This window comes from Streptomyces sp. N50 (assembly GCF_033335955.1).
GTDB lineage: Bacteria > Actinomycetota > Actinomycetes > Streptomycetales > Streptomycetaceae > Streptomyces.
Genome location: NZ_CP137549.1, coordinates 1,069,952 through 1,084,037 on the forward strand (window position 1 = coordinate 1,069,952; position 14,086 = coordinate 1,084,037).

The 14,086-nt window shown below is 70.4% G+C and carries 10 protein-coding genes; 2 read left to right on the forward strand and 8 right to left on the reverse strand.

Annotation, left to right across the window (positions count from 1 at the left end; translation table 11 throughout):
- The 6 genes from R2B38_RS04385 to R2B38_RS04410 all read right to left on the reverse strand — a co-directional run bounded on the left by R2B38_RS04385 (nt 1) and on the right by R2B38_RS04410 (nt 7,612).
- Nucleotides 1-684: a response regulator transcription factor gene (locus R2B38_RS04385; protein WP_318015045.1), complete on the reverse strand. Its 684-nt coding sequence runs from the start codon at nt 682-684 to the stop codon at nt 1-3.
- Nucleotides 685-784: 100 nt separating this feature from the next.
- Complete coding sequence (locus tag R2B38_RS04390) at nt 785-1,417, reverse strand: potassium-transporting ATPase subunit C (RefSeq protein WP_318015046.1); 633 nt, start codon at nt 1,415-1,417, stop codon at nt 785-787.
- Nucleotides 1,418-1,422: 5 nt separating this feature from the next.
- The gene (gene kdpB / locus R2B38_RS04395; RefSeq protein ID WP_318015047.1) at nt 1,423-3,519 is read right to left on the reverse strand and encodes a potassium-transporting ATPase subunit KdpB; all 2,097 of its coding nucleotides are present in this window, start codon (nt 3,517-3,519) and stop codon (nt 1,423-1,425) included.
- 38 nt (nt 3,520-3,557) lie between these two features.
- On the reverse strand, nt 3,558-5,222 hold the full coding sequence (gene kdpA / locus R2B38_RS04400) for a potassium-transporting ATPase subunit KdpA (protein ID WP_318015048.1): 1,665 nt from the start codon (nt 5,220-5,222) through the stop codon (nt 3,558-3,560).
- Nucleotides 5,223-5,229: 7 nt separating this feature from the next.
- Nucleotides 5,230-5,319: a K(+)-transporting ATPase subunit F gene (kdpF, locus tag R2B38_RS04405; protein ID WP_016434100.1), complete on the reverse strand. Its 90-nt coding sequence runs from the start codon at nt 5,317-5,319 to the stop codon at nt 5,230-5,232.
- Between the two features lie 451 nt (nt 5,320-5,770).
- Complete coding sequence (locus R2B38_RS04410; protein ID WP_318015049.1) at nt 5,771-7,612, reverse strand: APC family permease; 1,842 nt, start codon at nt 7,610-7,612, stop codon at nt 5,771-5,773.
- 259 nt (nt 7,613-7,871) lie between these two features.
- Here R2B38_RS04410 and R2B38_RS04415 point away from each other — a divergent pair, with 259 nt between their 5' ends.
- Complete coding sequence (locus tag R2B38_RS04415) at nt 7,872-8,372, forward strand: hypothetical protein (protein ID WP_318015050.1); 501 nt, start codon at nt 7,872-7,874, stop codon at nt 8,370-8,372.
- Here R2B38_RS04415 and R2B38_RS04420 read toward each other — a convergent pair.
- Nucleotides 8,350-10,860, reverse strand: a complete 2,511-nt coding sequence (locus R2B38_RS04420; RefSeq protein ID WP_318015051.1) for an ATP-binding protein — start codon at nt 10,858-10,860, stop codon at nt 8,350-8,352. The two genes, R2B38_RS04415 and R2B38_RS04420, sit on opposite strands and share 23 nt — an antisense overlap.
- 183 nt (nt 10,861-11,043) lie before the next feature.
- On the opposite strand from R2B38_RS04420, the gene R2B38_RS04425 reads away from it, so the two are divergent.
- Nucleotides 11,044-12,618, forward strand: coding sequence for a Na+/H+ antiporter (locus R2B38_RS04425; protein ID WP_318015052.1), 1,575 nt, complete (start codon nt 11,044-11,046; stop codon nt 12,616-12,618).
- A gap of 4 nt (nt 12,619-12,622) precedes the next feature.
- On the opposite strand, the gene R2B38_RS04430 is transcribed toward R2B38_RS04425, so the two are convergent.
- Nucleotides 12,623-13,993: a hypothetical protein gene (locus R2B38_RS04430; protein WP_318015053.1), complete on the reverse strand. Its 1,371-nt coding sequence runs from the start codon at nt 13,991-13,993 to the stop codon at nt 12,623-12,625.
- Nucleotides 13,994-14,086 lie beyond the last annotated feature (93 nt).

Below are 14,086 nucleotides of genomic sequence, written 5' to 3' on the forward strand. Positions count from 1 at the left end.
TCATCCTTCGAAGCGGTAGCCCATGCCGGGCTCGGTGATCAGATAGCGGGGGCTCGACGGATCCCCCTCCAACTTCCTTCTCAACTGGGCCATGTAGACCCGGAGATAGTTGGTCTTGTTGCTCTGGGTCACCCCCCACACCTCTTGCAGCAGGTACTTCTGGGTGATCAGGCGGCCGGGGTTGGTGACCAGGATCTCCAGCAGATGCCACTCGGTCGGGGTGAGCCGGATGTCGTGTCCGGCGCGGGTGGCCTTCTTGGCGAGCAGGTCGATGGTGAAGTCGTCGGTGGTGACGAGAGTGGTCGTCGGGGCGAGCGGCACGTCCTCGACACGGCGGACGGCGGCCCGTAGCCGGGCGAGGAGTTCGTCCATGCTGAACGGCTTGGTGATGTAGTCGTCGGCGCCCGCGTCGAGGGCGGCGACCTTCTCGTCGGAGGCCTGCCGGGCCGACAGCACCAGGATCGGGACCCGGGTCCAGCCGCGCAGCGCCCTGATGACGTCGACGCCGTCCATGTCGGGCAGTCCGAGGTCGAGCATCACGACGTCCGGCTGCCGCGCGGCCGCGAGCCGGAGCGCGGTGGCGCCGTCCGGGGCGGCGTCGACGCCGTACTGCCGGGCCTGCATGTTGATCACGAGGGCCCGCACGAGCTGCGGGTCGTCCTCCACCACCAGCACCCGTGTCATGGGGGTGTGCCTTTCGTGTGGTCCCTGGCATGGCGGCGGGAGTCGGCGGCACCGGGATGTCCCCCGGGCCGCCGACTCCCCTGCCGGTCGTGTAACGCCATCAGCTCTTCGTCACAAGGGACTTGAGCGCGATGTTGAGCTCCAGCACGTTCACCGTCGGCTCGCCGATGAAGCCGAGGGTGCGGCTGTCGGTGTGCTCCTTGACCAGTTTCTCCACCTGGCCGACGGAGAGGTGGTTGCGCTCGGCGACCCGGTGGACCTGGAGTTCGGCGTAGGCCGGGGAGATGTCCGGGTCGAGGCCGGAGCCGGAGGAGGTGACCGCGTCGGCCGGTACCTGGGACGGCTTGACCTTGTAGTCGGCCGTGGAGTTGTTCTTCACGACAGCGGCCTTGGCGTCCTCCACCTGCTTGACGAGCACCTTGCTGTCGGCGGCGAGGTTGGTGGCACCGGAGAGGATCAGCTTGTACTGGGTGTTGACCGAGTTCGTGCCCAGGCCGTTGGCAGGGCGTCCCTGGAAGTAGTCCAGGCTGTAGCCCTGTTGGCCGATGAGCGAGGAACCGACGACCTTGCCGTCCGCCTTGATCTCCGAGCCGTTCGCCTTGTTGTTGAACAGCGCCTGGGCCACGCCCGTCACGGCCAGCGGGTAGATGACACCGGTCACCAGGGTCAGCACGAGCAGGGCACGCAGGGCCGCCCAGAGCAACCGGGCTGTGTTGGATACCGAGTTGTTCATGCCGATCAGCCGATTCCGGGGATGAGGGAGATGAGGAGGTCGATGATCTTGATGCCGATGAAGGGGGCGATCAGTCCGCCGATGCCGTAGATCCCGAGGTTGCGGCGGAGCATCTTGTCGGCGCTGACCGGCCGGTACTGCACGCCCCGCAGGGAGAGCGGGACCAGCGCGATGATGACCAGCGCGTTGAAGATGACCGCGGAGAGGATCGCGGAGTCGGGCGAGGCCAGGTGCATGATGTTGAGCTTGTCCAGGCCCGGGTAGACGGCCGCGAACAGTGCCGGGATGATCGCGAAGTACTTCGCGACGTCGTTGGCGATCGAGAACGTCGTCAACGCGCCCCGGGTGATGAGGAGTTGCTTGCCGATCTCGACGATCTCGATGAGCTTGGTCGGGTTCGAGTCGAGGTCGACCATGTTGCCGGCCTCCTTCGCGGCCGACGTGCCGGTGTTCATCGCGACGCCGACGTCCGCCTGGGCCAGCGCGGGCGCGTCGTTCGTGCCGTCACCGGTCATCGCGACCAGCTTGCCGCCGGCCTGCTCCCGCTTGATGAGCGCCATCTTGTCCTCGGGAGTGGCCTCCGCGAGGAAGTCGTCGACGCCCGCTTCTTCGGCGATCGCCTTGGCGGTCAGCGGGTTGTCACCCGTGATCATGACGGTCTTGATGCCCATGCGGCGCAGCTCGTCGAACCGCTCGCGCATGCCCGCCTTGACGACGTCCTTGAGGTGGATGACGCCCAACACCCGTGCGCCGTCGGTGTCTTCGACCGCCACGAGCAGCGGGGTGCCGCCGGCCGCGGAGATCCGGTCGGTGAGCGCACCCGCGTCCTCGGACACCTCGCCGCCCCGCTCCCGGACCCAGGTGACGACCGAACCGGCCGCACCCTTGCGGATCTTGCGCCCGTCGACGTCCACACCCGACATGCGGGTCTGCGCGGTGAACGCGATCCACTCGGCGTGGGCCAACTCGCCCTGGTGGCGCTCCCGCAGACCGTACTTCTCCTTCGCCAGGACGACGATGGAGCGGCCCTCGGGCGTCTCGTCGGCCAGCGAGGAGAGCTGGGCGGCGTCGGCGACCTCGGCCTCGGTGGTGCCGGTGACCGGCACGAACTCGGAGGCCTGGCGGTTGCCGAGGGTGATGGTGCCGGTCTTGTCGAGCAGCAGCGTCGAGACGTCGCCCGCGGCCTCAACTGCCCTGCCGGACATGGCCAGTACGTTCCTCTGCACGAGGCGGTCCATGCCCGCGATGCCGATCGCGGAGAGCAGTGCGCCGATCGTGGTCGGGATCAGACAGACCAGCAGGGCCACCAGCACGATCATCGTGAGGTGGGTGCCCGCGTAGTCCGCGAACGGCGGCAGCGTGGCACAGGCCAGCAGGAAGACGATGGTGAGGGACGCCAACAGGATGTTCAGCGCGATCTCGTTGGGCGTCTTCTGCCGGGCGGCGCCCTCGACCAGGGCGATCATCCGGTCAATGAAGGTCTCGCCGGGCTTGGTCGTGATCTTGATGACGATGCGGTCGGAGAGGACCTTCGTGCCACCGGTGACGGCACTGCGGTCACCGCCGGACTCACGGATGACGGGCGCGGACTCGCCGGTGATGGCCGACTCGTCGACGGACGCGACGCCCTCTACGACGTCTCCGTCGCCGGGGATGATGTCGCCCGCCTCGCACACCACCAGGTCGCCGATGCGCAGTTCGGTGCCGGGGATCTGCTCCTCGGTCGTGCCGGTGAGCCGTCGGGCCACCGTGTCGGTCTTGGCCTTGCGCAGGGTGTCGGCCTGCGCCTTGCCGCGGCCCTCGGCTACGGCCTCCGCCAGGTTGGCGAAGATGACGGTCAGCCACAGCCAGGCGCTGATCGCCCAGCCGAACCAGTCGCCGGGGTCCTTGAAGGAGAAGATCGTGGTCAGCACGGAGCCGATCCACACCACGAACATCACGGGCGACTTGACCATCACCCGCGGGTCGAGCTTGCGGCAGGCGTCGGGCAGGGACTTGATCAGCTGCTTCGGGTCGAACAGGCCCGCGCCGACCCGCCCTTCGTCCTTGTGACCGGTCGGCACATCGCTGTGCGGCGCCCGGGTCGGAGTGGCAGTGGACATCGAGTCCTCTTGGTTTTCTTGGTTGTCTGTCCGGGTGGTCATGACGCCAGCCCCTCGGCCAGCGGTCCCAGCGCCAGCGCCGGGAAGTAGGTCAGACCGGTGATGATGAGGATCGCGCCCACCAACAGGCCGGTGAACAAAGGCTTTTCGGTGCGCAGGGTGCCTGCCGTGACCGGCACCGGCTTCTGCTCGGCGAGCGAACCGGCCAGCGCCAGCACGAACACCATCGGCAGGAAGCGGCCGAGCACCATCGCGAGTCCGGTCATGGTGTTGAACCAGTCGGTGTTCGCGTTCAGCCCTGCGAACGCCGATCCGTTGTTGTTCGCGGCGGAGGTGAAGGCGTACAGCACCTCGGAGAAGCCGTGCGCGCCGGAGTTCAGCATGGAGTGCGGCGGGGTCGGCAGCGCCATGGAGGCGGCCGCGAAGATCAGCACCAGGGCCGGGGTGATCAGGATGTAGCAGGCCGCGAGCTTCATCTCGCGGGTGCCGATCTTCTTGCCCAGGTACTCGGGCGTACGGCCGACCATCAGCCCGGCGATGAACACCGCGATGACCGCCATGATCAGCATTCCGTAGAGGCCGGAGCCGGTACCACCGGGTGCGATCTCGCCCAACTGCATGCCCAGGATGGTGATTCCGCCGCCGAGACCGGTGAACGAGGAGTGGAAGGAGTCCACCGCGCCCGTCGAGGTCAACGTGGTCGACACCGCGAAGATCGAGGAGGCGCCGACGCCGATCCGCTGTTCCTTGCCCTCCATCGCACCGCCCGCGGCCTGCAACGCCGCGCCGTGGTGGGCGAACTCGGTCCACATCATCAGGGCGACGAAGCCGACCCAGATGGTGGCCATGGTGGCGAGGATCGCGTAGCCCTGCTTGATCGAGCCGACCATCACGCCGAAGGTGCGGGTCAGCGCGAACGGGATGACCAGCAGCAGGAAGATCTCGAAGAGGTTGGTGAAGGGCGTCGGGTTCTCGAACGGGTGGGCGGAGTTGGCGTTGAAGTAGCCGCCGCCGTTGGTGCCCAGCTCCTTGATGGCCTCCTGCGAGGCGACCGCGCCGCCGTTCCACTGCTGGTGGCCGCCCATGAACTGACCGACTTCGTGGATCCCGGAGAAGTTCTGGATGGCACCGCACGCGACGAGCACGAGCGCGGCCACGACCGAGAGCGGCACCAGGATGCGGATGACGCCGCGCACCAAGTCGGCCCAGAAGTTCCCGAGTTCACCGGTCCGGGAGCGCGCGAACCCTCGCACGAGAGCCACCGCGACGGCGATACCGACGGCCGCGGAGACGAAGTTCTGCACGGCGAGCCCGGCGGTCTGCACGACGTGACCCATGGTCTGCTCGCCGTAGTACGACTGCCAGTTGGTGTTCGTCACGAACGACACGGCCGTGTTGAACGACTGCGCCGGATTGACGGAGGAGAACCCCAGCGAGCCGGGCAGGATGCCTTGAATCCGCTGAAGCAGATAGAGGAAAAGAACCCCGACCGCCGAGAAGGCGAGCACGCCGCGCAGATACGCCGGCCAGCGCATCTCGGTGTTCGGGTCGGCACCGATGCCCTTGTAGATCCACTTCTCGACGCGCAGGTGCTTGTCGGAGGAGTAGACCCTGGCCATGTAGGTGCCGAGGGGGATGTAGGCGAGCGCCAGCGCCGCTATGAGCGCGATCAGCTGGAGCACACCGGCGAGGACGGGACCCATATCGCTCTCAGAACCTCTCCGGGAAGATCAGGGCGAGGACGAGATAGCCCAGCAGGGCGACGGCCACGACGAGGCCGACGATGTTCTCGGCGGTCACAGCTTCGTCACCCCCTTGGCGACGAGGGCCACCAGCGCGAAGACCGCGATCGTGGTGACGACGAAGGCCAGATCGGCCATCGTGAGCTCCTGGAATGAGGTTCGAATGGAACGGACGCTTAGAGGTAACCGCGCCCGTGACCGGATTCGGCCGCCGTTGACGGGTCCCTTACGGCGACGCATACGCCTTTGACGGGACTCTTACGGCGGAGCCGGGATCCGGCGGGCGGGCGCGGTTCTACGGTGGTGGGGCGCCGGGGCGCGGGCGGTTTTCGGCGGCGGCGGTACCGGGCCGCAGGCGGGTTTCTACGGCGTCAGTGCCGGGCCGCAGGCGGTTTTCTACGGCGGCGGTGCCGGGCCGCGGGCGGTTTTCTACGGCGGCGCCGTACCGCAGGCGCAGGCGCGAGCCCCGCCCCCGGCGGCGAAGCAGGGGCCCGCCTCACATCCCCGCGTCAGAACAGCCGGAACCGCAGCCGGCAGATCACCGCGTCCGTGTCCCGTCGTACGGCGTGGGCGACGACAGCCCCCCGTTGGTTCTGCAGCAGCCGCTGCCACAGCCGTACCGGCTCCACCTCGGCGATCAGGACGGTGACCCGGGTGTCCGGTTCCGTCGCGGACACCTCTCGTACGTAGGCGGCGATCGGGCGGCCCAACGTGCGGCGCTCGCAAGGGAGTTGGACCAGAGGGACGCCGGGGTCCCATTGGGCCCAGGCGCGTTCCAGGGCGTGGAGATGGGCGCGGTCCTCGGGGTCCGGGTAGCAGACGGTGACCGCGCGTACCTCGTCGCCGAGGGAGGCCGCGGCCGTCAGCGCCTCGGAGGTCAGGCGGGACAAGGACGAGACCGGCACGATCACCACCGACCGGTCGCGGTGCGGGGGCTCCGGGATGCGGCCGAGGCCGAGGCGTTCGCCGATGTGCGCGTAGGTGCGGTGCACGGTCTCGAAGGCCGCCACGAGCAGGGGCAGCGTGATCACGATCAGCCAGGCGCCCTCCTCGAACTTGGTCGCGGTGACGACGACGGCCGCGATGCCGGTGAGGAGCGCGCCGAACCCGTTCAGCAGGGCTTTTCCGCGCCGGCCGGGGCCGCGTTCGCCGCGCCAGTGCCGGACCATGCCGACCTGGGCGACCGTGAAGCCGACGAAGACGCCGATCGCGAAGAGCGGCACGAGGGTGTTGGTGTCACCGCCGGAGAACACCAGCAGGGCCGCCGAGACCGCGGCCAGCGCGAGCACGCCGTGCCGGTGCACCTGACGGTCGGCCTTGAGGGCGAAGACGTGCGGGAGGTAGTTGTCGCGGGCCAGCAGCTTCAGCAGCACCGGCAGCCCGCCGAAGGACGTGTTCGCGGACAGGGCGAGCAGGATCATCGTCGCGAACTGGATGACGTAGAAAGCCCAGTTGTGGCCGAGGGAGGCGTCCGCGAGCTGGGCGAGGACGGTGACTCCCTGGACCGGCTGGAGGTGGAAGCGGGAGATCAGCACCGACAGGCCGATCAGCATCACGCCGAGCACCGCGCCGAGGGCGACCTCCGCGCGCTGGGCCCGCTTCACGCGAGGCGTGCGGAAGGAGGGCACGGCGTTGGCGATGGCCTCGACGCCGGTGAGGGCGCTGCAGCCGCTGGCGAAAGCTTTCAGCAGCAGCAAAGTGCCGACGCTCGTCGCGTTGTCGGCGAGCGCGGAGGCGTGCCCGTCGGCGGTCGCGGTGCTCACCGGCGCGGACCGGAACAGGCCGACCGCGATCAGCACGAGGATGGAGCCCACGAAGACGACTGTCGGCACGATGAAGGCGCGGGCCGACTCGACGATCCCGCGCAGGTTCACCGTCGTCACCAGCACGAGCACGGCGAGGCAGAGCCACAGCCGGTCGTCGTACAGTCCCGGAAAGGCCGAGGTCAGAGCGGCGACACCGGCCGTGACGGCGACCGCGACGTTCAGTACGTAGTCCAGCACCAGCGAGGCCGCCGCCACCAGGCTGGTCCGCGCGCCGAGGTGGGTCTTCGCCACGGCGTAGGAGCCGCCGCCGTCCGGGAAGGCCGCGATGACCTGCCGGTACGAGGCGACGAGCACCGCGAGCAGAGCGGCGATGGCGAGCGTGACCGGAAGGGTGAAGCCGAGCCCGTGCGCACCCGCGGCGGCCAGCACGAGGACGATCGCCTCGGGACCGTAGGCCACCGACGCCATGGCGTCCAGGGACAGCGCGGCGAACCCGGCGAGGGCGGTCAGCCGGTGGCGTTCGCCGGTATCCGGGGGCTCCTCGTCGGCGGGCGTCGCGCCCGGCTGGACGGCGAGAACGGTCATGCTGGTGGCTCCTTCACGTACGGACGCGCGGTGACGGGAACGCGCGAGTGCGCTCCAGGTTCTGTCCCGCCGCCGCCGGTTTCCCCTTCTCCTTGCGTCTTCTTCGCGCCGAACACGCGTTCTTTGACGCGAACTTGACGACGGTGTGACCAGGGCAACCGCCCGCCGCCGCTGCGAGGGCGTCAAGAAGCACCGGCCGCCCGTCAGAGTCGCGTCAAGGCCCGGTTTCCGTAGGCCGGGGATCTCTACCGTCGCCCCCATGGAACCGGTGGAGGACCGACGATGGACGCGGGACCTGCGCGACACGCTCCGCTGCGCGGGCGCGCTGCTCGGACTTCTGCTGCTGGTCGACCAGTTGAGCGGCCGGCTCACCCTGTGGCGCGGCGCGCTCTGGCTCACCCTCGCCGTCCTGCTCCTCGTGGTGCTCTACCCGGCCCGGGTCCGCGCGGGCGAGGGCTGGCTGTCCTCACGCGGCCTGCTGCGCGAACGCCGCGTCCGCACGGACCGCCTGGTGTCCGTCCGCTGTCTCGACGGGGTCTCTCAACGACTGCTGCTGCGCGACGAGTTGGGCGGCCGGGTCGAGATCGACCCCGACGTGCTGATCCACAACCCCGACCTGTGGCACCGCGTCTCCGAGGACTCCCGCGAGTCCATGACCTCCGGCTCACTCACCTGCGGCGCGACCGCGCTGCGCCGGGTCGCGGAACGCGTCGAGCGCGAGACCGCGGAGACCGTGTTCAAGGTGTCCGGCCTGGAGTAGCGGCCGCGGTCGAGGCTGACGGGTCCACGCGCTCGGCCAGCGGAAGCGAGACGACCATCGTCAGGCCGCCACCCGGCGTGTCCTCGGGCGTGAGCGTCCCGTTCATCGCCTCCGTGAGGCCCCGCGCGAGGGCGAGACCCAGCCCGAGGCCGGTGGTGTTGTCCGTGTCGCCGAGCCGCTGGAAGGGCTCGAAGAGGCGCTCGCGGCCGGTGGTTGGCAGCCCTGGCCCCCGGTCCACGACCCTCAGCTCCACCCGCCCGCCCAGCGCACTGGCGGTGACCATGACCCGCCGCCCGGCCGGGGTGTGCCGGGCCGCGTTGCCGGCGAGGTTGGCGATCACGCGTTCCAGCAGCGGCGGATCGACGAGCACCGGCGGTATCGACTCCACGTCCCGCAGATCCACGTCGGGCACGTCCGCGAGCGCCATCGGCAGCACCTCCTCCAGGCTCGTCGCCCGCAGGCTCAGCGGCAGGACGCCCGCTTCGAGACGGCTCAAGTCGAGGAGATTCTCCAGCAGTCGGTTGAGCTTGGCCATCGACTCGTCGGCGGTGGCGAGGAGTTCGTCCCGGTCCTCGGCGGAGAACTCGACATCCCGCCCGCGCAACGAGGTCACGGCCGCCCACCCCGCCGCGAGCGGCGTCCGCAGATCGTGTCCCACGGCCCGCAGCAGCGCCGTACGCAGGCGGTCGGCGGCCTTCACCGGCTCGATCTCGGCGGCGGCTTCGGCGAGTTGGGCCCGTTCGACGGCGGAGCCGACGTGCGCGGCGAAGGCGGCCAGGACGCGCCGCTCCGAGGAGGACAGGGTGCGTCCGCGCAGGACGAGGTACGCGCCGGGGCCCGCCGGGACCGTGGTGACTCCGGAGCCGACCTCGTGGTCCGGTGGCTCGTCGACGAGTTCCGCCGAGTCGGTGCCGAAGGTCTCGCGGGTGCGTTCCAGCAGGGCCGGGATCGTCTGGCCGCCGCGCACGATGCTGCCCGCGAGGGAGGACATCGTCTCGGCCTCGGCGGTGGCACGCGCCGAGCGCCGGGACAGTCGTAGCGAACGGTCGACCACGGCGGCGACCGTCGCCGCCACGACCGTGAACACCCCTAGCGCCAAGAGGGCGTTGGGGTCGTCCAGGGTGAACTGGCCGATGGGCGGGATGAACCAGTAGTTGAGCAGCAGCGAGGCCGTGACCGACGCGATGACCGCCGAGGCCACGCCGCCTATGCAGGCCACCCCGACCACGGCGAGGAGGAACAGCAGTGCCTCGCTGGTGAGGTTGACCGTGCCGCGCACCTGGGCGAGACACACGGTGAGCAGCACCGGCAGCACAAGTCCCGCCACGGGCCCGGCGATCAGCCGGGCCGTCGAGAGGGTACGGCGGCGGGACGGCAGCAGGGTGCCGCGTCCGGCCCGCTCGTGGGTGACCCGGTGGACGTCGATGTCACCGCTCAGTTCCGTGACCGTCTCGCCCGTGCCGGGGCCGGTCAGAAATCGCTCGAACCGGCCCCGGCGGCTGGTGCCGAGGACGAGTTGGGTGGCGTTCTCGGTGCGGGCGAAGTCGACCAGGGCGGTGGCGACGCCGTCGCCGACCACCGAGTGGTAGCTGCCGCCGAGGTCCTCGACGAGGCGCCGCTGCCGGGCGAGCGAGGCGTGGGACACCCCGGCGGCGAGTCCGTCGCTGCGGGCCACGTGCACGGCGAGGAGGTCGCCGCCGGCGGACCGGTCGGCGATGCGGGCCGCGCGCCGGATGAGCGTGTCGCCCTCGGGCCCGCCGGTGAGCGCGACGACCACGCGCTCCCGGGTCTCCCACACCCCGCCGATCGCGTGCTCGGCACGGTACGTATGCAGCGCCTCGTCCACCCGGTCGGCGACCCACAGCAGCGCCAACTGCCTCAGGGCGGTGAGGTTTCCGGGCCGGAAGTAGTTGGCGAGGGCCGCGTCGATCTTCTCCGGTGTGTAGATGTTGCCGTGCGCCATGCGCCGCCGCAGTCCCTCGGGCGGCATGTCGATCAGCTCGATCTGCTGGGCCCGGCGTACGACGTCGTCGGGCACCGTCTCGTGCTGCGGCACCCCGGTGATCTTCTCGACGACGTCCTTGAGGGAGGCCAGATGCTGCACGTTGACGGCGGTGACGACGTCGATGCCGGCGGCGAGCAGCACGTCGATGTCCTGCCAGCGCTTGGCGTTGCGGCCGCCGCCGGGGACGTTGCTGTGCGCGAACTCGTCGACGACGGCCACCTCGGGACGGCGCGCGAGCACCGCCGGGAGGTCCATCTCCTCGAAGTACCCACCCCTGTACGCGCATTGGGACCGCGCCACGACCTCCAGGCCGTCGAGCATCGCCTCGGTGCGCGGGCGCCCGTGGCACTCGGCGAACCCCACCACCACATCGGCGCCCCGAGCGGCCCGGCGCCGTGCCTCGTCGAGCATGCGGTAGGTCTTGCCGACACCCGGGGCCGCCCCGAGGTAGACCTTCAGTCGTCCGCGTCGTACGTCGTTCATCGCCTCCCAGACAAGCGCCCCGCGGCGCCGCAGGCGGGCTTCTTGACGCGTCTCTGGCGCCGCCCGCGAGGACGTTGACACTGTCTTGACGGCGCCCGGCCGGGTTAGGGTGAGCGCGGTGTGCCGGGAAGTCTGGTCGGCGGGGAGTCCGCATGGGCTCGTCCAAGACCACAAGGGGACGGCATGCGCGGCGTCGGTACGGTTCTGGCACTCGTGGTACTGGCGACGCTGGTCGCGACGTTCGCCCGCCGCTGGCGGATCCCCGCACCCTCCCTCCTCGTGGTCGCCGGTCTCGCCGTGGCCCTGCTGCCGGGCACCCCGTCGATCGAGATCAGCCCGGACGTGATCGGCCTGGTCGTCCTGCCGCCGCTCCTGTACGCCAGCGCCGAGGACATGTCGTGGCGTGAGCTGAAGGCGGTGTGGAAGCCGGTCGGAATCCTCGCGATCGGCCTGGTCCTCGCGTCGGCTGCGGCTGTGGGCTGGGTGGCTTCGATGGTGACCCCGCTGTCCTGGCAGATGGCGTTCGTGCTCGGCGCGGTCCTGGCCAGCACCGACCCGGTCGCCGTCACCGCACTGGGCCGCCGCCTCGCGCTGCCGCCCCGGATCCAGATGCTCGTCCAGGCGGAGTCCCTGTTCAACGACGCGACCTCACTGGTCCTGTTCCGGGTCGCGGTCACCGTCGCCGTGACCTCGGCGGCGGCCAACTGGGGTGCGGCGGGCGGGGAGTTCGTCGTCCTCGCGGGCGGCGGCACGGTCATCGGAGCGGCCGTGGCGTACGTCGTCACCCTGATCCGGCGGCGCACCGAGGACCCGGTCCTGGAGACGGTGATCTCCCTCGTCACGCCGTACGCGGCCTACGTCCTCGCGGAGGGCGCGCACACCTCCGGCGTAACGTCGGTCGTGGTGGCCGGAGTTGTCCTCGGAGGCCGCGGCGACCGCCTCACCAACGCCCGCATACGGCTCCAACTGCACGCCGTCTACGGCACGGTGGTGTTCCTCCTGGAGAGCGTGGTGTTCTCCCTGATCGGCCTCGCGCTACCGGCCCAGGTACGGGCACTGTCCGACGGCGACCGCGCGTGGCCCCTGTACGCGCTCGCGGTGGCGGGCACCCTGATCGCCGTACGACTGCTGTGGCTGGCGCCGCTGTCGGCGGTGGTGCAGCGCAAGGGCGGGGTGCACAGGGTGAATTGGCGGGTACCGATGGTCCTGACCTGGGCGGGCACCCGGGGCGTCCTCCCGCTGGCGGCGGCCCTGTCGATCCCGGAGGTCACGAAGAGCGGCGCCACCCTGCCCGACCGCCCCCTGGTCCTGGTCCTCACCACGTCGGTCGTGGTCGTCACCCTCGTCGTCCAGGGCTTCACCCTCGCGCCGGTCGTCCGCCGCTCCGGAATCGCCCTGGAACCCGACCACACGGAACGCGAAGAGGCCTCCGCCCGCTGCCGGTTGGCCGACGCGGGCATCCGCCGCCTGGACGAACTGGCCGAGCTGGAAGCGGTCCCGGACGTGGTCCTCGACCGCCTCCGCCGCGGCCTCAACGCCCGCCTCGACGACGCCCGCGACCGCCTCTCCGACAACAACGGCCAAGCGGCGCACGCCGAATCGGCCGACCTGGTCTACCGCCAACTCCGCCGCGACCTGATCGCCGTGGAGACGGTGGAACTGCAGCGCCTCTACGACGACCACGCCATCAGCGACACCACCCGCAGGCGCCTCCAGCGCTCCTTGGACCTGGAGGAGGCGAGGCTGGCGGACGCCTGACCGCTCACCGGAACTCGGCGAACCGCGCCCGCAGCCCGAGGACGGTGAGCGCGGCCGCCGCGAGGAGGGCTCCGAGCGCCGAGGGCAGCAGCTCGCCGACGTCCGAGCGCCCGGCGTCGACGAACCGGTCGAAGTGCCGCTGGTTGATGGCGGTGACGTCGCCCAACGCACCCATCCAGGCCTCGAAGTGGGCGTTGGAGGTACCCCGTTCCCAGCCCATGCAGAACTCCACGGCACCGGACTCGTCCCCCTCCGCGAGCAGCCTGCGGATGGTCCGGTCGTCGCGCTGGTAGACGGCGTACGTCTCGACGGTCCTCTCCGCCGCGCTCCGCTCCCCGGCGAAGGTGATGTTGTCGAGCTCGCGCCGGAACTCACCGGTGAAGCGCAGGACTTGATGGTCGGCCCGGTACTCCCGCCAGGTGGCGGCGAGTTGAGAGTCGTAGGTACCGAGGCTCGCACCCTCCACCCCGTACAACTCCTGGGACTTGGCGAGGAAGGCCCGCGCGTACTGCTCGCGGCGCCGCGGGTCGAGGAGGTACCGGCTCTCGTCGGCGTTGGCGTCGTAGGCGATCGCGCGGGCCCGGGAGAGCGCGACGACGGAGTCGAAGGCGTCACGACGGGCGCCGTGCAGATCCTCCCGGGCGGCGGAGAGCAGTTGAGCACCGAGGACAACAGCGAGGAGGGCGCAGACGGAGGCGGCCAACAGGCTTGCGTTCAGGGTCCGTTGGAACCGCCGGGACAGATACCACTGAAGCGACCCGAGCACGACAAGCAGGAGCACGCCGAGCGCGACCACGGCGAAGAGCTGGGCAGAGAGCGCGGAACTGGCGCTCACGTACTCGGAGTTGAACACAGCGTTGTTGGACGACACCAAGTCCCGTGCCTCGGGCAGCAGTTGCCCCTGAGCCAGATCGGTGGCCCGGCGATAGTCGGCCAGGGCGTCCGCCCGGCCCCCGGCACGACGGTCGTTCTCCAGGGCCCGCCCCACGAGTTCCTGATACTCGGCGAAGGAGTCGGTGAGGGACTCCACGGTCCTCTCGTCGCCCCGGTCCCCCTGGGCGGCGACGGCCAGGGTGCGCAGATCGTGCCCGATCTCGTCCCTGGCATCGCCGTAGAACCCGACCGCCTTCTCGTACGGCGTCCGCAGCCGCCCCTTGCCCGCGTCCCCGTTGGCGAGCAGGAGGTTGGCGACCTGGGCGTCCATGTCGTTGAGGGCGAGTTCGAGGTCGGCGGCGCTGGTGGTACGGGGTGCGTCGCGCCCGGCCACGGCGTTCCAGGTGCCGGAGGCGGAGAGCCCGGCCAGCGTGAGAAGCAGGGCGAGGCCGGTGACGAGCAGAACCGTGACCGCCCGCAGGAGACGCAGCCGGGCGGGCACGCCGGCCCAGTAGCGCCGCCGGGGTCTCTTCGCTGTCGGGGTCGGACCGCGGCTCCCCCCGGCCGGACCGACCGCCGGTCGCACCGACGCCGG

Excerpts from the sequence above, each read along its gene's own strand:
- R2B38_RS04385 (WP_318015045.1), bottom strand. The coding sequence starts at position 684 with ATGACACGGGTGCTGGTGGTGGAGGACGACCCGCAGCTCGTGCGGGCC.
- R2B38_RS04390 (WP_318015046.1), bottom strand. The coding sequence starts at position 1,417 with ATGAACAACTCGGTATCCAACACAGCCCGGTTGCTCTGGGCGGCCCTG.
- kdpB (WP_318015047.1), bottom strand. The coding sequence starts at position 3,519 with ATGTCCACTGCCACTCCGACCCGGGCGCCGCACAGCGATGTGCCGACC.
- kdpA (WP_318015048.1), bottom strand. The coding sequence starts at position 5,222 with ATGGGTCCCGTCCTCGCCGGTGTGCTCCAGCTGATCGCGCTCATAGCG.
- R2B38_RS04410 (WP_318015049.1), bottom strand. The coding sequence starts at position 7,612 with ATGACCGTTCTCGCCGTCCAGCCGGGCGCGACGCCCGCCGACGAGGAG.
- R2B38_RS04415 (WP_318015050.1), top strand. The coding sequence starts at position 7,872 with ATGGAACCGGTGGAGGACCGACGATGGACGCGGGACCTGCGCGACACG.
- R2B38_RS04420 (WP_318015051.1), bottom strand. The coding sequence starts at position 10,860 with ATGAACGACGTACGACGCGGACGACTGAAGGTCTACCTCGGGGCGGCC.
- R2B38_RS04425 (WP_318015052.1), top strand. The coding sequence starts at position 11,044 with ATGCGCGGCGTCGGTACGGTTCTGGCACTCGTGGTACTGGCGACGCTG.